Source organism: Azospira sp. I09 (assembly GCF_009177135.1).
Taxonomy (GTDB): Bacteria; Pseudomonadota; Gammaproteobacteria; order Burkholderiales; family Rhodocyclaceae; genus Azospira; species Azospira oryzae.
Genome location: NZ_AP021844.1, coordinates 2,780,004 through 2,797,093, shown reverse-complemented (window position 1 = coordinate 2,797,093; position 17,090 = coordinate 2,780,004). Strand labels below are relative to the sequence as shown.

Here is a 17,090-nt window from a genome sequence, read left to right as displayed (position 1 = left end):
GGGAGCCATTGGCTCCCGTTTCCTTTCGCCGACCCGCCGAGAAATCGGGACTGACCGGTTTCGGTTTCTTTGTCGTCCCCTGATCTGCGTTGCGCTCGACTACGAGTCTGCATCGACTCCGCGGAGGCGCGACATGCCGGCTCATTCCCTCAACCTTCCTACCGCCTCGCGGCGCCCCCTGGCCGTCCGGCTGGCCGCTGGACTGTGCGCCGCGTTGCTCGGTCCCATCGCGGCGGCCGCCGATGTGCTCGTCGTCACCGGCGGCCGTCATCCGGTGCAGGCCCCGGCCGGCGTGCGGATCATCGAGCTGGACCAGGCCACGCGCATCGAGGTCGAACTCGCCGCGCACCTGCCGGCCGACCCGCAACAGGCCGCAGCCGTGGTGCGGCAGCGGTTGCATGACGGCGGCGAGGCCCTTCAACGCCGCATCGGCCACGCCTACCAAGGTGTTGCGGATGCCTGGGGACTGGGCATCGCCAAGATTCCCGCCGTGGTGGTCGATCGACGCTACGTGGTCTACGGCGAGCCCGACGTGGCACGCGCTGTCGCGCGCATCAACGCCTACCGGAGCACGCAGCCATGAGCCTCCCGCCGGCACGCCGGCGCCTGCGCGCCACCGCCGCCTCGCTGCTGCTGGGCGCGGCTACGTCGACGTTCGCCCTGGACACCGCCACCATCGTTTCGTCGGCACTGTCCCCCGACTGCCTCGAATACCGCGTGGTCGGAATCTGCTACTGGCTGTACTGCACGCCCTTCGGCTGCTCGGTTCGCACCTCCGTCAAGGTGCGCCACTACGTCCCCGATGCGGTGGTGTCGAGCTACTCGAACACCGGCGAAAACCCGTGGCTGGAAGTCAGGGCGATGAGCATGCCCAACCCGAGCGCCAAGGCTGGGGGTGACGGCACGACCAATCACGACAACGAGAACAACCTCGCCAAGTTCAAGAACACCGATGTCATCGGCCATCCGGCCGGGATGGTGTTCAGCCAGTTCGCCAGCGCCTCAGGCCACTCGTGCGAAGGCGCTGGCACGGCCTTCATGCCGTATCTGCTGAGCACGCTCGACACGATCGCCTGGCGCTACAACATCCCGGAAGCGTTCTACCCCGAAGCGCTCATCCCCGGCCGGCGCGAAATCGGTACGCGCACCGGCCTGAACCTCTGGGGCAACGTGTATCCCCGCGGTGGCTTCCTGCACCAGACCGACGACCACAAGAGCGGCGCCGTGGTCGCGCAGCGCGCGGGCGACATCGTGACGCGCCGCAACCAGATTCACGTGTATCAGCCCCTGCTGGCCAACGCCCGCGACGGCTACTGGCCGGCCGGCGCGCTGATGGAGACCGACGCCTCGACGGGCAAGTGGCAGGAGCTGACGCCCACGCTCTCGAACAGTTGCGTGGTCTTCCCGCACAGCCGCACCCGCGTGCAGGCCCAGCAGGGCGACTACGCCTGGGCCTTGTGGCGGCCGTACTCCTGCTGCCGGCGCCGTGGCCAGGTCTTCCTCGGCAGCGTCGATTTCATGTGAGGAACCCACGATGAACGCCTCCCTCCCTGACTTCCTGCACCGCGCGAAGTCGCCCCTGCGGGCCACGCTGCTCGTGGCGGCCATCACGCTGGTCGTCGGCGTCGCCTGGGCGCAGACCCGCATCGACCCCAATGGCGTGAACGTCAGCGGCAGCGTGATCGGCGACGACGTGCTCTACAGCATCGGCGGCGGCCGGGCCGTGTCGATGGGTGGTGCCGGCAACATGCAGAGCATCGGCGTCGGCGTCGGCTGGAACAGCAACCTGATCTGCGGCGACATGAGCATCACCACGACGCTGCAGAACCAGCTCAACGGCATCACCAACGGCTTCCAGACGATCATGAGCAACGTGATCCAGAACGCCACTGCCGCGGTGGCGTCACTCCCGGCGCTCATCATCCAGCGCGCCGACCCGGGCCTGTACAACCTGCTCACCAACGGCATCCTCCAGGCGCGCCTGGATTTCGACCGCTCGAAGATGACCTGCCGGGCCATCGCCAATCGCATGGCGGACATGGCCGGCGGCCAGGCCGGCTGGGACCAGCTCGCCGAAGGGATGGCGCTGCGGGATGCGGTCAGCAGCACCGATGCCGTCTCCGCCATCGAGCAGGCCGAGTCCAACAAGGGGAACAACGGCGTGCCCTGGGTCGGCGGCGGCAACGCGGGCGGCTCCGGCCAGAGTTCGATCAAGGTGGTCGGCGACGTGACGCGCGCGGGCTACAACCTGCTCAACGGGCGCAGCGCCACCGATACCTCGTCGATCGCGCGCAGCGCCTGCGGCAACCGCCTGACCTGCCAGACCTGGTCGTCGCCTGGCGCGGCCGCGGCCTTTGCGAACCGCGTGCTGGGCGAACGCGAGCAACGCACCTGCGAAAACTGCACGAAGACCCAGACCACGCCTGGCGTCGGGCTCACGCCAGTGATCCAGGAAGAGTACGAGACCAAGCTGCAGGTGTTGCAGGAACTGGTGACGGGCGCCCGGCCGACGACACTGGCCAATCTCGACGCGGCCGGCAGCAGCTCGCTGCCGATCACCCGCGGCGTGATCGAGGCCCTGCGTGACGAGCCCGACCAGGACGTGCTGGGCCGGCGCCTCGCGTCCGAGGCTGCGCTGTCCAGCGTGCTGGAGAAGGCCCTGCTGCTGCAACGCACGTTGCTGACCGGCAAGAAGGAGCCGAACGTCGCCGCCAACGAGCTCGCCGTGCAGGCGGTGGACCAGGAGAACAGCGCGCTGGAGCAGGAGATCAACAACCTCAAGACCGAGCTGGAGCTGCGCCGCACGCTGGCCGGCAACTCGGCGATGGCGATCATCCAGCGCCACAGTACCCGCGCTGCCGGCTCGCGCGGCGTCTTCGAGGGCGACACCACGCGCGACCGTCTGCGGGAAGTCCAGAAGCCGCGGAGCGGTACGCCATGAGCCGGCTCGCCTGGCTGCGGCTGCCATGGCTGTTCAACCGCCGCGTCGGCGTGGCGCTGCTGTGGACCTTGCTGGTGGTCGCCGCCGCGGTGGCGGTGAACATCGCCGGCATCCACGTGGTCGGCGGCGTCGAGGGCTGGCAGCACTGGCTGCAGGCGCACGCCGGCCACTTCTTCGTGTGGCGTCTGTGCCTCTACGGAGCGACGGCTTACGGCTGGTGGTGGATGCGTCGGCGCCTGTTGCGGCGGGAGCCGTCCCGCGAAACGCATCAGCGCCTGCTGCGCACGGAGATCGCTGCCGTGATCGCCGTGGTCGCGCTGGAAGCCAGCCAATTGTTGCGGCACGGCTGAGACCGGGAGGCAGGCATGACGCTCTACACCACGGACTACCTGGAGTATTACCTGACCCTGGTGGCTTGGGTGGTCAACAACGGCATCTGGAGCATTCTCGTGGCCAGCGGCGTGTTCGCGCTGCCGTTCGTGGCCATCGTGATCCAGGAATGGCTCAAGGCCCGCAGCGAGGGTGCGGACGAAGGCAACAAGGGCGTGCTGTCGTCGATGCGCATCGAGAACCGGGTGTGGGTGGCGATCGTGGTCATCATGTTCGCCGGCATCCCGTTCATCCCGGTGGATCTCGCCACGATCAAGTTCGACACCACGCGCTCCGCGCAATGCCAGGTCAACGTCCCGTTGCCCAACGACACGGGCTGGTCCAACGTCTACACGGCGCTCAACGACCAGAGCGCGCTGGTGCCGGTGTGGTGGTTCTTCATGCACGCGCTGTCGAAAGCCGTGACGGGCTCCGCGGTGGCGGCGATCCCCTGCGGCACGGACCTGCGTCAGATTCGCATGGATGTGGATGCCACGCGCATCGACGATCCGGTGCTGGCACAGGAGGTCGCCGACTTCACGCACGACTGCTACGGGCCGTCGCGCGCCAAGCTGTTCATGAACCGGCCGACGCTCTCCGACGAGCAGATGAACGACGTCACCTGGATCGGGTCGAGTTACTTCCTCGACACGCCCGGCTTCTATGACACCTATCGCGCCAAGACCCCACGCACGGCCTGGCCCTACGACGCGACCCGCGATGCGGGGCTGGCACAGGTGGACAGCGGCGGCGGCTATCCGTCCTGCCGGCAGTGGTGGGCCGATGGCGGCCAGGGACTGCACAGCCGGCTGCTGGCACAGGTGGACCCGGACCTGCTGACCCGCATCGGGCGCTGGGTGGGCTTCCTGTCGTCGAGCGAGGTCAATGACTCCGTGATCCGCGCCGTGGTCTCACCGAGGCAGCAGAAGATGAACCAGGGCGCCGTCTACACCGACTACGGCGGCCAGATCGACAAGACGCTGCCGAACGTCGTCACGCGCGGCGCGAGCGACCTGGGGCTGACCGTCGGCTCACTGGGCTTTTTTCCGGCGATGGACGTGGTGCGCCAGGCGCTGCCGATGGTGCTGACGATGCTCAAGATGGCGCTCGTCATCTGCATCCCGCTGGTGCTGCTGATCGGCACCTACGACCTGAAGACGGTGGTGACGGTGAGCTGCGTCCAGTTCGCGCTGTTCTTCGTGGACTTCTGGTTCCAGCTCGCGCGCTGGATCGACAGCACGATCCTGGACGCGCTCTACGGCTGGGGGTTTGGCGCGGACAGGCCGCACACGAACTTCGATCCGCTGATCGGCTTGAACAACGCCTTTGGCGACATGCTGCTCAACTTCGTCATGGCGATGATGTTCATCGTGCTGCCGACGTTTTGGGTGATGGCACTGGCCTGGGCTGGTGTACGGGCAGGCAATATTCTTGGAGCGCTTACCGTCGCTACCGGCGACGCAAAGGCGGCTGGAGGTAGTGGCTCTCGCCTTGCGATGACGGCTGCGTCGAAAGGCGGCGCGAAGTAAGGCGCATCCTTTCGCACCGATGGGGCAGCTACGACTCGTCAGAGTCGCCCATGTCGTGGCGCCACTCGTTCTTGTCGTACAGACCATGGCCGGAGTGTCCTTCACGCCACTCTGGCTGGTTCTCATCATCCGCATCGGCGTTCCGCGCGAGCCATGCGGCGACCACCGCAAAGGCAAGCAGCAGGACGAGCCAGGATACGGTGTAGAGCAGCACGCCAAGTACGGCCAGCTTGACGATCCAGAGCACCGCCGTGATCGCGCCCGCAGGCACCCCGCGCGTCACCAGCCAGCCGGCTACACGCTGCTCGCGGCGCAGGTATCCACGCCAGGCACGGCCAGCCCCCCGGCCCAGCCGGTGGCTCCAGCGCCCGTTGTGCGTGTTGGTGGTCATGCTCATATGCCTCGGCTTCAGTGGTGCCTCACCTCGCGGAGCGGCCGGTCGTGGCCTGCCCTCCAGCATAGACCGCGATCAGGAGGGCGGGTTGCGGCCGGCAGAGCCGGGTTGGCTCGGGTCGCAGATCGATTAGATTCTGCACGATAAATCAAACCTAATGCTACTTTCCATGCACGTTCTTGCAATGGCTCTAGGGGTAGATTGGATTCTGTGTTATTTTTATAACATGGATGGAAATTCTCGGCACCAGGTAATCAAGCGACTGCAGGCCGGACTCCCCCGCGGGGCGCCGTTCGACCTTGCCACCCTGAGCCAGTTCGGGGTGTCGCCCCAGCTCGCCGCCCACTATGCCGACGGCGGGTGGCTCGTGCGCCTGGCCCATGGCGTCTATGCCTTCCCGAACGATGAGTTCGGGGTCTACGGTGCGCTGAAGTTCCTGCAACAGCGCGTGCCCGGCCTGCACGTCGGCGGCAAGAGCGCCCTGGCCCTGCAGGGGGTGCGGCACAACCTGGGCAGCCGGGAGGCGCTGGTGCTGTGGGGCGACGGTCGTTTCGCGTTGCCGGCCTGGTTCACTTCGCGCTTTCCGGCCCGCTATGTCCACGCCCGCCTGTTCGACTGGCCGGACACGGCGCTGGCCGGCAAGACCCTGACCACGCCGCCTGGCCTGCCCGAGGATCTGCGGGTGGCAGCCCCCGAGCGTGCCGTTCTGGAGCTGCTGTACGAAGCCGGCGTCAAGCAGAGCCTCGAAGAGGCCCGCAACCTCTTCGATGGACTGCGTTCCCCCCGCAAGGACTTGCTCGGGCAACTGCTGTCTTGCTGCGCCAGCGTGAAGGCCGTGCGCCTGTTCCTCACCTGGGCGCGCGAGACCAGCCTCGTGGATGTCGATGCCCTGCTGGAGCAGTACCCGGTTCGCACCGGCAGCAACATGCGCTGGATGAGTCGGCTCGATGACGGCACCTTGCTGAGCCTGAAACCCCATGGATAAGACCTACGCGGACACCGTTCGCCTGCTGCTGGCCGTCGCGCCCGACGTGTTCGCCAACGACATCTTCGCCATGAAGGGCGGCACGGCCATCAACCTCTTCGTGCGGGACATGCCGCGCCTTTCGGTGGACATCGACGTGGTGTACCTCCCGTGGCAGACGCCGCGCGACGAAGCGCTGCAAGCCATCAACCAGGAGCTGGCCGCCATCGCCGCGCGCCTTGCACCGCTGGGCGTGCAAACACGCCTGGTTCGCGCCAAGGACCTGGGGGACACCAAGCTGATCGTCGAGAACGACGCCAGCCAGGTGAAGATCGAGGTCAACGTCGTGTTCCGAGGCAGCGTGCTGCCCGTCGAGCGGCGGCCGCTGAGCGCAAAGACCAGCGATCTGTTCGGCGTCGAGTTCGAGCTGCCGGTTCTGGCACCGGACGAGCTGTACGCCAGCAAGCTGGTGGCCGCGCTGGATCGGCAGCACCCCCGCGACCTGTTCGACGTGTGGCAGCTCTACGAATCGGGCGACATCAGCGACGGCATGGTCGAGTGCTTCGTGATCTATCTGGCGGGCCACAACCGGCCGCCCCACGAAGTGCTGTTCGGCAACGACAAGGACATCGCCGGCGAGTACGAGCGGGCCTTTGTCGGCATGACCGAAGTGGGCTGCTCCCTGAAAACACTGCTCGACGCTCGCGCCAGGGTGCGGCGCGAGCTGCCACAGCGACTGAGCACCGCGCACAAGCAGTTTCTGAGCGGGCTGGCGCGCGCAGAACCGGACTGGTCGCTGGTGCAATGCCAGCACGCCGCGCAACTGCCGGCACTGCGCTGGAAGCTCGCCAATCTCGAAACCTTCCGCAAGCGCCGTCCCGACGACTTCGCAGCGCAATCCGCCGCCCTCGACACCGGCTTGGGCCAGAGCTGATGAACGTCCCGCAGCGCCCCAATGCCGGGATTGCCCCATGCCGCATTCATCGTGGCACCCGCGCAGCAGCGGCCCTATACCCAAAGGCTTCCGACAAAGGCCAAAGGGCTGGGAAGGGGCAAAGGAAGGGTGCCAAGGGGAAAGGCCCTATCCTGAAAAGGCCAAAAGGCGCCCCGAGCAGCCCGTCATCCGGGGTTCGTCATGCTCTCGCTGTTCCAGCGCAAACGGGTGCCACCCACCGCCGGCACGCCGCCCACCTCCGCCATCGAAACTCCAAAAGGGTCGATGCGGCCGGAGTCGGCCGCATCGCTGCTGGCGACGCCGCGTCGACAGAAACTGCTGGAACACATCTGGCAGCGCACATCGCTCTCGCGCCGACAGTTCGCCACGCTCTACCTCGCCCCACTGGAGCGCTACGCCGAGCTGGTCCAGCAGTTCCCGGCCTCCGAGAACCACCACCACGCCTATCCGGGCGGCATGCTGGACCACGGGCTCGAGATCGTCGCCTATGCGCTGAAGCTACGGCAGTCGTACCTGATGCCTGCGGGCGTCACGCCCGAGGCACAGGCGGCTCAGGCCGAAGCCTGGACCGCAGGCACGGCCTACGCGGCCTTGCTGCACGACATCGGCAAGATTGCGGTCGATCTGCACGTCGAGCATGCCGACGGCAGCGTCTGGCATCCCTGGCACGGCCCGCTGCGAAAGCCCTACCGCTTCCGTTACCGAAAGGAGCGCGAGTACCGCCTGCACAGCGCCGCCACCGGGCTGCTCTACGTGCGCCTTCTCGATCGGGACATCTTCGACTGGCTCAGCGGCTATCCCGACCTCTGGGCCGCGCTGCTGTACGTGCTGGCCGGCCAGTACGAGCACGCCGGCACGCTCGGCGAGCTGGTCGTGCAGGCCGACCAGGCATCGGTCGCCCAGGAACTCGGCGGCGATCCCAGCAAGGCGCTGGTGGCGCCCAAGCATGCTCTGCAACGCAAATTGCTCGACGGCTTGCGCTACCTGCTCAAGGAAGCGTTCAAGCTGAACCAGGCCGGCCCGGCGGACGGTTGGCTGACCCAAGACGCCTTGTGGCTGGTGAGCAAGACCGTCTCCGACAAGCTGCGCGCACATCTGCTATCGCAAGGCATCGACGGCATTCCGGCGAGCAACACGGCGGTGTTCAACGTGCTGCAGGATCACGGCATCGTGCAGCCAACGCCGGATGGCAAGGCGATCTGGAAGGCTTCTGTCACCAGCGACGCCGGCTGGTCGCACGCCTTCACCTTCCTGAAACTCTCGCCGGCGATGATCTGGGATGCCGCCGACCGGCCGGCGCCGTTCGCAGGCCGTGTGCAGGTCGAAGAGGAACAGGCGGAGCCGACGCCGCAGGCGACAACGGTGGCCGATGGGCCGCGCGCCGAAGGCATCGAAGCTGCATCCGCGAGCACGGCACCGATCGCATCCGCAGCCATGGACACCGGCGTGGCCGCGCTGCTCGACCTGCTGGGCGACGCCGCTCCACCCACGGCACCGGAGATCCCGAGTTCCCCTGTTGCCGAGCCCGAGCCGGCCCCTTCGACCGTGCCCCCGCCGCAGATGAGCCTCGCGCCTTCCCAGGATCGCGCGGAGCCCTCCGGGGCGCACTTCATGGCCTGGCTGCGCCAGAGCATCCAGACGCGCAAGCTCATCATCAACGACGCCAAGGCCCTGGTGCATACCGTCGCCGGTACGACCTACCTCGTCAGCCCCGGCGTGTTCCAGCGCTACGCGCAGGAGTACCTTCAAGTCGCCGCGCTGGCCAAGCAGGAGAAGCTGGAGGGGTGGCAGTGGGTGCAGAAGCGCTTCGAGAAGTTGGGACAGCACCGCAAGCAGCCGAGCGGGCTGAACATCTGGACCTGCGAAGTCACGGGGCCGCGCAAGTCGCGCCGGCTGCACGGCTATCTGCTCGCCAGCCCGGAGGCGCTGTTCCGGGAGACGCCGCCAGACAACCCATACCTGCGGCTCCTCAACGAGGCCGCAAAGCGCGAAGATTCAGCCCTTGGGGGCAAGGACAACGACGATCAGGGGTAGCCGTGCGGCCGCTGCGCAGGCCGGCTTCAATCCGCGGATGGGGCCGACTCTGCCAGCTTGGCTTCGGTCAGAGTCATCAAGTGGGCGGAACTGCATTTCAGCGCACGGGCGATCTTGAGGATGAGGGGGAGCGTGGGGACATGCTCGCCGCGCTCGATCTTGCCCATGTGAGACCGCTCGATGCCGGCCATGTGAGCCAGCGTTTCCTGAGCGATACCCTGGTTGGTTCTCTCTTCCCGCACGGCAGCCCCAAACGCGATGGCTGGTTCCGCTTCGTAGGTAGTGGTGCCGGTGGGGCGGCCCCTTTGGATCGAACGCTTTGGCATTGCCAAGAGCGTCGAACACGGTCACGATTTAAACCACGTTAAACTTAACTCATTCAACGGCTTCGAGATCAGTTGCCACGAGTTCACCGCCTGGGGGGAGCTGGACGTGGAATCGAGTGACATCACCGCCGAAATTCGCATGGCCGTCCTCGGCGAATGGGTGCCTCCCCAGCTCGCCGACGTGCTCGCCCTGCAGCGTGCCGAAGAGCCGGAGACTCATGCCGTCCTGGCCGGATGGACAGATCCCGTTCGAGGCGCGGAGCTGCCGGGCGACGGCTTCGATTTCGCCTTGTCTGCGGTTGCCCGGCAGTGGCCTGGCTGGGTATGCGAGCCGCTGTGGCATGACACGCTGGCGGTCGCCGTGGCCAAGCGCTCCCACCTGCTGGCCTACCGTGAAGTGCCGTGCGAGGAAGTGCTCAAGCAGCCCTTGATCTGCTCGCAGTCCACGGCCGATGAACCATGGCGCATGACCGTGCAGCGCGTGTTCGAGAACGCGCTGCAGGAGCGGGAGCAAACGGTGGAGACATTCGATGTGGCGATGACGCTGGTTGCCGCCGGGTACGGGATCGCCATTGCGCCTGCCGCGAGACTGGCGAGCTACCTACGCCGAGGCATCGCCGTGCGGCCGCTGGCCGGCGCACCAACGATCGTGATGGCTTACCTGCTGCGCCGCAACGCTTCCTTGTCGGACACCCAGGCAAGATTCGCCCGCCGCGCGCGCTTGGTGTCCTGACAGATACGCCGGGATCGCGGTTTCGCCACGATCCCGCATTCCTGCTGCTAGGCAACCACGACTCGCGGCAGGGTCCATTCGCTTTCCTTCACGGCTGTGCTCACGGCCATGACGAGCTTGTCGAGATTGCTGGCCGTCACGCCCTCCAGTGCCGAACGCCCCCGCAGCATCGAGCGCGGCTGCAGCAGTGCATGGTAGATCTGCCAAGGGTCCGCACCCCTGGTCAGCTTCAGGACGGACTGGATCAGCTCGTGCTTGAGTGGATCGAGGTGCCAGTCCGGCACGCGCTGGCCGCGGTTGCCCACGTTCAACGCCAGCAAGTTGCCCGCCTTGATCTCGTAGCTGATCCACCTGCGGGACTTGCCCGCCATCTTGGCAAACGCCGCGACGGGAAGGTTGTGCGGCGCTTCGAAGACATCGAACAGTTCCATCCTCTCGCGCTGAATGTCCGAAGGCGCCAGCGGCGCGGCCGATCGAGGGGGCGGAACCGCCGGCAGCCGATGTGCGGCGGCAGAAACCAACGGCATGGCGTCGCCCGGCTTCGTCACGAGCAGGATTGGCGAAGCGGCAACCGGCGTGGAGGGTACGCTTGCGGTTTGCTCATTCGGGAACGCGGGCACGCCTTCCAGATGCACGGTGAGCGGCATGCTGGCCGCCTCGACCTGGTTCTGCTCGAAGAGGTCGAGCCGATCGGCCCAGTCCTGCATCATGCGGCGACGCTGCTCCACGTACTCGGCATGGTTGTAGGTCGCGCTGACCTTGTTGGGATCGACGTGCGAGAGCTGTGCATCCACCCAGACCTTCGGGTAGCCGATCTCGTTGAGCGCGGTGGACATCGTGCCGCGAATCCCGTGTCCGGTCAGGCGTTCCTGATAGCCCATGCGCTTGAGCGCACCATTGAGCGTGTTCTCGCTGATGCGCTTCTTCAAGTCGCTGTCGTGCCGGAACAGGTGGCGCTGGGCCGGCTTGAACTCATCCAGCAGGTGCCGGACGATCTCCATGGCCTGAATCGACAGCGGCACGATGTAGGGCGGGATGTCCTTCGCCTGCTGCCGCTTCTTGCGCATATCCAACTGGAGTTGCTTCACGACGTCGGGCGGGATGATCCACAACCCACGGTCCAGATCGAATTGATCCGGCGTCGCCTGTCGCAGCTCGCCGGTTCGCACGCCGGTCAGCAGCAATAGCCGCAGCCCGAGCTGGGTCTGCCGCCTGCCGCGATAGCTGCGCAGCCGCTGCAACAGCTTCGGCAGCTCGGCCATGCGCAGGAACGGGTTGTGGTTGACGGGTGGCAGCGGCAGCGCCACCACATCGAGATCGGCGGCGGGGTTCTGCTCCAGGCCCGGCACGATCACCAGCGCGTAGCGGAACAGTTGGTTGAACCACGTTCTGACTTTCTCGGCGACGGAGAGCGCCTTGCGCTTCTCGATCTTGACGATCACCTCCAACAGGTCGGGACGCTTGATCTCATAGACCGACCGCTTGCCCAAGGCGGGCAGCACATCCTTGTCGAAGATGCGCGGAAGTATCGAGAGGGTCGTCTGCCGGCCTTCCTTGAGGCTGAGCCCGCGATGCTTGAGCCACTTGCGATACACCGCATCGAAGGTGTTTTCGTCGGCGAGCCGGACAGCGGTGCGCTTCTGCTTGCGGTGAACGCGAGGATTGGTGCCTTTGGCCAGCAGGGCGCGCGCTTCGTCGCGCAGGCTGCGGGCCTCGCGAAGCGTCACCTCCGGGTAGGTGCCGAGCGACATCCGCTTCTGCTTGCCCGCCCAGTAGTAGCGGAAGTGCCAAGTCCTGCCCCCAGCAGCCGTGACGGCCAGGGAGAGGCCATCCAAGTCAGGGAGGGTGTATGCCTTGCCTGTTGCCTTGGCCTGTCGAACGGCCAGGTCTGAGAGTGCCATGCTCTTGCTCCTGAACATGAGTCAGGAACCAGATGCTGGTCACGTCGACCTCGCCCCTCCATCAACAATCCGGAATCAGCCGCGCCCGCAAAAATGGACTTGTTTGTGGACTTAAAAGTCCCGGCTGTAGGCGGATCGCAGTGGACTGCGGCAGACCGTCAAAGAGAGGAAAAGTCTTTGTGCGGCAACGACTTGCAGACTCTCTTGGACTTCTGCGGAAGTCCGCAGATTGATGCAGTGGAGCGGGCGATGGGAATCGAACCCACGGCTCTAGTCGGGTAAGGAGGTGACCTCGCGGCCACCCCCTCCCCTAAGAACCGTACGTGCAAGTTTCCCTGCATACGGCTCAAGCAACCCTTAAACACCCCTACTGAAACATAGAGATGCCGGCAGGGCCGTAGTTCTCAAGTACGTGGTGTTGCCTGTGACAATTCGGATGTAGCAGAACCAGATTGGTTAGCTTGTCCGAACCCCGTTCAGATCGTTTGATTATGTGGTGAAGGTGCCATCCAGTATCTCTCGTGATCCTTTGCTTGCATATGGGGCATGAGCCTTCCTGCCACCACCACAAGAAACGAAGCTTGCGGCGCCCCTCGAGTGTCTTGTCCATCTTCTGTGCCAGCCGTTTGGAAAAGTACTCGTCACACATTGGGTCGTATGGATTTGCTTCACCTTTGATCTTGGTATGGGGCCGTTTCCGGTACTCCACCAAGTTCGGGAGCAGCTTGTCCTTATCCGCAAATCGCCAATTGCGCCCCTTGAGGCACTTGAAGTAACGCTGTTTGATCCACCGCCTACCTTTTTGGGGATGACGACGGCACGCCCAGCGCCACAGTGCTTGCCAGATTTGATGATCACATCTTGCAAACGTCTGGGATGCCATTTGACTTCGATGATAGTTGGCCCAACCCCTGATAACAGGGCTCAGCTTTTCGATCACTTCCGTTTGTGAGGCTCCCTTCCGTTCACGCAGCAGGTTGCGGATTTTCCCCAGAAACGCTTTGACATTCTTCTTCGATGGTTGAGTAAACAACATTCGATTGAAATGCCTGACGTTCCACCCCAAGAAGTCGAAGCCCTCCGTCACGTGAGTGATTTTGGTTTTCTTCTCCGAGAGGATGAGGCCCCGAGTGGCTAGGAATTTCTCCACCAGAGGTTTGACCTTCTCTTCCAGGTACTCCTTCGAGCTACCGGTGATAATGAAGTCGTCCGCGTATCGCACTAGATTGACTTTGGCTTCACGACTATCTCGCACTGTTCTAAACAGCTTGGTCAGTTCGTGTTGCAGCCCATCCAGTGCCAGATTCGCCAAAACCGGGGAAATGATGCCTCCCTGTGGCGTCCCTGCTTGCGTCGGGAAGAGTTTTCCCGTTTCGATGAACCCTGCTTTCAACCACTTCCGAAGGATGCCTTTGTCCATACAGACATTGGCAACCAGCCAGTCGTGGCTGATGTTGTCAAAACAACCTTTGATGTCCCCCTCCAGCACCCATTGCGGGGAAGCTTTTCGTCCAAGCACATTGCGTACTTGTTCGATGGCATCCGCAGTGGAGCGCTCACGTCTAAAACCGTATGAATGGGGATCACCGATGGTTTCGGCTACAGGATCCAGCGCCAGTAAGTGCAGCGCTTGCATCGCACGATCGCGCATAGTGGGTATGCCCAGAGGGCGTTTGTCACCATTTGCTTTCGGGATATAGATGCGACGTAGAGGTAGCGGCCGGTATCTCCTACTGCCGAGATCGACTACCGCGTTCCACTTCGCGTCCGGCGTGTCCCAGGTTTGCTTATCCACCCCAGGAGTTTTCCGGCCTTGATTCTCCGTCACCCTTTTCACAGCCAGAGCTTTCGCCCCGGTGGATTTGGTTAGGAGTCGTTGCAGGGCGCGAACCTTCCGCCATTCCCCTGCTTTTGCTGCCTTCGCAATTCTTGCCTGTAGCCTCGCGACAACTTGATAAGCCTTGACCCATGAAACATCGTGCCAAGACTGCCAAGCTGTGGAGGCGACATCACAATCGTGTTGACTTGCGTCCATATCAACCTCCGGTTGAATGGAGCGGGTGAAGGGAATCGAACCCTCGTATGCAGCTTGGGAAGCTGCCGTTCTACCATTGAACTACACCCGCTCTGTCCCGGAAGGGATAGACGCACTTCTCCCCAGGCCGGGGATTGTACATCATCCCCGCCGGGTGCGATTTACAGACCCGTCTTGCGACAGATCACCAGATGGAAGTCAGCACGCTTTCGCGTCAGGGCAATCGTTTCATCCCCTATCCCCACCATTACAGTGAGGCATTCGCTTTTTCCATCATCCTCTACCCACTACAGCAGCAGATAACCTTGCGATCATCCTTGTCTGCCAAATTGGCCAGACGCTGTGTTGGGCTTACCTCGTTCCATATAAGTAACAGAGTTGGGAAGGTTCCGCTTTTTCGCCGGTGATACTACGTCAGCGTGCCTGCACCAAGCAGACAGACATCCGATCACATGCCGTTTTGGCAGGGCCCGATACTGCAAGTTGTGTTTGGCCCATCAAGCTTGACGACGTTTATTAGCGGTTCACTTACGTTAACCAACCAACTCAGCCTAGCGCCTCATCCGGGTACAACTCCCGAAATCACGCCAGGCCCCTCGCGGGGTATGACGTACCCCTTAAGGTGGCTACATTGTCGGAGCGCTTAGCACCTCACCGTTACCAGTGACGCACCGCTCTTAGGCTACCGAGGGCTGAACCCCGGGTCCCGTACTCTCATTGCTAGAGTGGGACAATTACTCATACGGCCTTCGCCGTTCCTCACCGCAATGGTTCGGATTTGGTACTGCTGCGTTTTGCACAAACCCCACCGCAATGGTGGTGATCCCGCAATGGGATCGGCGTGGTGCAAGGCTACAGCTCACCTTCGACTCGAGTCGCACGCTTGGGAAGCTAGGGTATTACCATTATACGACGCCCGCTCGGGCTGATTTGGCGGCTCCGGGAGAGGAACCGAGGTGGCATTCTACGCCGCCGCCTGCCGCAGGGGCAACCGGCGGGGTACGAAACTCAGTCGGCCAGGCGGCGGTAGCGGCCGCCCTGGAAGACGAGGGGGGGCTGGGCCGGGTCCTGGGCGAAGCGTTCGACCTGGCCGATGAAGATGAGGTGGTCGCCGCCGGCATGGCGGACGACGTTGGCGCATTCGAAGCTGGCGCAGGTGCCGGCCAGCACCGGGGCGCCGCCCAGGCCGGGCTGCCAGGCAACGCCGTCGAACTTGTCTTCGAGGCGGGAGGCGAAGCGGTTGGAGACTTCTTCCTGGTTCGCTGCCAGCACGTTCACGGCGAAGTGGGAGGCGCTCTCGAAAATGCCCAGGCTGGGGGAGTTGGCGGAGAGGCTCCACAGCACCAGGGGCGGCTCCAGGGAGACGGAATTGAAGGAGCTGACAGTGAGGCCCACCGGGGTGCCGTCGGCGGCCATGGCGGTGACCACGGTGACGCCGGTGGCGAAGCCGCCCAGGGCGTTGCGGAAGGCGCGGCAGTCGAAGGGGGCCGGGGTGGCGGCGGCGTCGCTGTCGCAGGTGTTGCAGGGCAGGTCGAGGGCGGAGTTTTGGCTGGAAGTCATGAAGTCGTCGGAGGCGGGCTGCGTGCTAACATGCGCGGACTTTTTGCCGTCCGGGGTGGCGCCGCTGTGGCGGTCTGCCCCTGCAATGCCCTTATTTTCAAGGAAGTGATGCTATGAGAATCGGAACGCCCCTCTCCCCTTCGGCCACCAAGGTGATGCTGCTGGGGGCGGGAGAACTGGGCAAGGAGGTGATTATCGCCTTGCAGCGCCTGGGTGTCGAGGTCATCGCCGTGGACCGCTACGCCGATGCGCCGGGCATGCAGGTGGCCCACCGTTCCCACGTCATTTCCATGACCGACGGGGCCGCCCTGCGCCGCCTCATCGAGCTGGAGAAGCCCCATCTGGTGGTGCCGGAGATCGAGGCCATCGCCACCGACACCCTGGTGGAGATCGAGGCCGAGGGCCTGGCCCAGGTCATTCCCACGGCCCGGGCCGCCAAGCTGACCATGAACCGGGAAGGCATCCGCCGCCTGGCCGCCGAGGAACTGGGCCTGCCCACCTCGCCCTACCGCTTCGCCGATTCCCTGGCCGAGCTGCAGGCCGCCATCGACGGCACGGGGGAGGAGAAGGGCATCGGCTACCCCTGCGTGGTCAAGCCGGTGATGTCTTCCTCCGGCAAGGGCCAGTCCCTGCTGAAGACCCCCGCCGACGTGGAGAGGGCCTGGAACCACGCCCAGGCCGGCGGCCGGGTGCAGCAGTCCCGGGTCATCGTCGAGGGCTTCGTCAAGTTCGACTACGAGATCACCCAGCTCACCGTGCGCGCCGTGGGCAGCTCGGGCCAGGTGGAAACCTTCTTCTGCGAACCCATCGGCCACATCCAGGTGGACGGCGACTATGTGGAATCCTGGCAGCCCCAGCCCATGAGCGAGGCGGCCCGGGAGAAGTCCCGGGAGATCGCCGAAAAGGTCACCAGCAACCTGGGCGGCCGCGGCATCTTCGGCGTCGAGCTGTTCATCAAGGGCGACCAGGTGTGGTTCTCCGAAGTCAGCCCGCGCCCCCACGACACGGGCCTGGTGACCCTGACCAGCCAGCGCCTCTCCGAATTCGAACTGCACGCCCGGGCCATCCTGGGCCTGCCGGTGGATGCCAGCCTGCGCACGCCCGGCGCCTCCGCCGTCATCTACGGCGGCCTGGAGGAACAGGGCGTGGCCTACGAAGGCGTGGCCGAGGCCCTGCAGGTGCCCACCGCCGACCTGCGCCTGTTCGGCAAGCCCGAGAGCTTCAAGAAGCGCCGCATGGGCGTGGCCCTGGCCACCGGCGGCAGCATCGAACAGGCCCGGCAGCGGGCCAGCCTGGCCGCCAGCCGGGTGACGCCGGTTTCCGGCAAGCCCGCCACCAAGAAATAAGCG

At 64.7% G+C, this 17,090-nt stretch carries 15 protein-coding genes and 1 tRNA gene; 10 read left to right on the top strand and 6 right to left on the bottom strand.

Annotated elements, in window-relative coordinates:
* Nucleotides 1-133: 133 nt before the first annotated feature.
* The 5 genes from AZSP09_RS13030 to AZSP09_RS13010 are packed head-to-tail and all read left to right on the top strand — an operon-like array spanning nucleotide 134 to nucleotide 4,839.
* Complete coding sequence (locus AZSP09_RS13030) at nucleotides 134-583, top strand: TIGR03757 family integrating conjugative element protein (protein WP_011829986.1); 450 nt, start codon at nucleotides 134-136, stop codon at nucleotides 581-583.
* Nucleotides 580-1,524 (top strand): TIGR03756 family integrating conjugative element protein, encoded by a 945-nt coding sequence (locus AZSP09_RS13025; protein WP_152090292.1) that lies wholly within the window; start codon nucleotides 580-582, stop codon nucleotides 1,522-1,524. Before AZSP09_RS13030 ends, AZSP09_RS13025 begins: the two co-directional genes overlap by 4 nt.
* A gap of 10 nt (nucleotides 1,525-1,534) precedes the next feature.
* Complete coding sequence (locus AZSP09_RS13020) at nucleotides 1,535-2,941, top strand: integrating conjugative element protein (protein WP_013721901.1); 1,407 nt, start codon at nucleotides 1,535-1,537, stop codon at nucleotides 2,939-2,941.
* Nucleotides 2,938-3,291, top strand: a complete 354-nt coding sequence (locus AZSP09_RS13015) for a hypothetical protein (protein ID WP_003292115.1) — start codon at nucleotides 2,938-2,940, stop codon at nucleotides 3,289-3,291. Before AZSP09_RS13020 ends, AZSP09_RS13015 begins: the two co-directional genes overlap by 4 nt.
* 15 nt (nucleotides 3,292-3,306) lie before the next feature.
* A complete protein-coding gene (locus tag AZSP09_RS13010) occupies nucleotides 3,307-4,839 on the top strand; it encodes a conjugal transfer protein TraG N-terminal domain-containing protein (RefSeq protein ID WP_023085016.1) in 1,533 nt (510 codons plus the stop codon).
* 28 nt (nucleotides 4,840-4,867) lie between these two features.
* Here AZSP09_RS13010 and AZSP09_RS13005 read toward each other — a convergent pair whose 3' ends face one another.
* A complete protein-coding gene (locus tag AZSP09_RS13005) occupies nucleotides 4,868-5,230 on the bottom strand; it encodes a DUF3742 family protein (protein WP_010792111.1) in 363 nt (120 codons plus the stop codon).
* A gap of 229 nt (nucleotides 5,231-5,459) precedes the next feature.
* On the opposite strand from AZSP09_RS13005, the gene AZSP09_RS13000 reads away from it, so the two are divergent.
* From AZSP09_RS13000 to mobH, 3 genes are all read left to right on the top strand, one after another.
* On the top strand, nucleotides 5,460-6,218 hold the full coding sequence (locus tag AZSP09_RS13000; protein ID WP_172974815.1) for a type IV toxin-antitoxin system AbiEi family antitoxin domain-containing protein: 759 nt from the start codon (nucleotides 5,460-5,462) through the stop codon (nucleotides 6,216-6,218).
* Complete coding sequence (locus AZSP09_RS12995; protein WP_152090290.1) at nucleotides 6,211-7,131, top strand: nucleotidyl transferase AbiEii/AbiGii toxin family protein; 921 nt, start codon at nucleotides 6,211-6,213, stop codon at nucleotides 7,129-7,131. The genes AZSP09_RS13000 and AZSP09_RS12995 overlap by 8 nt, the downstream gene beginning before the upstream one ends.
* A gap of 201 nt (nucleotides 7,132-7,332) precedes the next feature.
* Nucleotides 7,333-9,186, top strand: a complete 1,854-nt coding sequence (mobH, locus tag AZSP09_RS12990; RefSeq protein WP_152090289.1) for a MobH family relaxase — start codon at nucleotides 7,333-7,335, stop codon at nucleotides 9,184-9,186.
* Between the two features lie 26 nt (nucleotides 9,187-9,212).
* Here the strand turns inward: mobH and AZSP09_RS12985 are convergent, their stop codons facing one another.
* Complete coding sequence (locus AZSP09_RS12985; protein WP_003282197.1) at nucleotides 9,213-9,512, bottom strand: helix-turn-helix domain-containing protein; 300 nt, start codon at nucleotides 9,510-9,512, stop codon at nucleotides 9,213-9,215.
* Here AZSP09_RS12985 and AZSP09_RS12980 point away from each other — a divergent pair.
* Complete coding sequence (locus tag AZSP09_RS12980; protein ID WP_442858676.1) at nucleotides 9,478-10,245, top strand: substrate-binding domain-containing protein; 768 nt, start codon at nucleotides 9,478-9,480, stop codon at nucleotides 10,243-10,245. The genes AZSP09_RS12985 and AZSP09_RS12980 overlap by 35 nt on opposite strands.
* 47 nt (nucleotides 10,246-10,292) lie before the next feature.
* Here the strand turns inward: AZSP09_RS12980 and AZSP09_RS12975 are convergent, their stop codons facing one another.
* The 4 genes from AZSP09_RS12975 to AZSP09_RS12960 form a co-directional block, all read right to left on the bottom strand.
* Nucleotides 10,293-12,146: a tyrosine-type recombinase/integrase gene (locus AZSP09_RS12975; protein WP_152090288.1), complete on the bottom strand. Its 1,854-nt coding sequence runs from the start codon at nucleotides 12,144-12,146 to the stop codon at nucleotides 10,293-10,295.
* Nucleotides 12,147-12,513: 367 nt separating this feature from the next.
* Entirely contained in the window at nucleotides 12,514-14,181 is a 1,668-nt protein-coding gene (gene ltrA, locus AZSP09_RS12970) for a group II intron reverse transcriptase/maturase (RefSeq protein ID WP_152090287.1), read from the bottom strand.
* Nucleotides 14,182-14,198: 17 nt separating this feature from the next.
* Nucleotides 14,199-14,272: transfer RNA gene (locus AZSP09_RS12965), tRNA-Gly, on the bottom strand.
* 917 nt (nucleotides 14,273-15,189) lie between these two features.
* Complete coding sequence (locus AZSP09_RS12960) at nucleotides 15,190-15,741, bottom strand: flavin reductase family protein (protein ID WP_152090286.1); 552 nt, start codon at nucleotides 15,739-15,741, stop codon at nucleotides 15,190-15,192.
* A 113-nt stretch (nucleotides 15,742-15,854) separates the two neighbouring features.
* Between AZSP09_RS12960 and purT the strand changes: the two genes are divergently transcribed.
* The gene (gene purT, locus AZSP09_RS12955; protein ID WP_130459512.1) at nucleotides 15,855-17,087 is read left to right on the top strand and encodes a formate-dependent phosphoribosylglycinamide formyltransferase; all 1,233 of its coding nucleotides are present in this window, start codon (nucleotides 15,855-15,857) and stop codon (nucleotides 17,085-17,087) included.
* Nucleotides 17,088-17,090 lie beyond the last annotated feature (3 nt).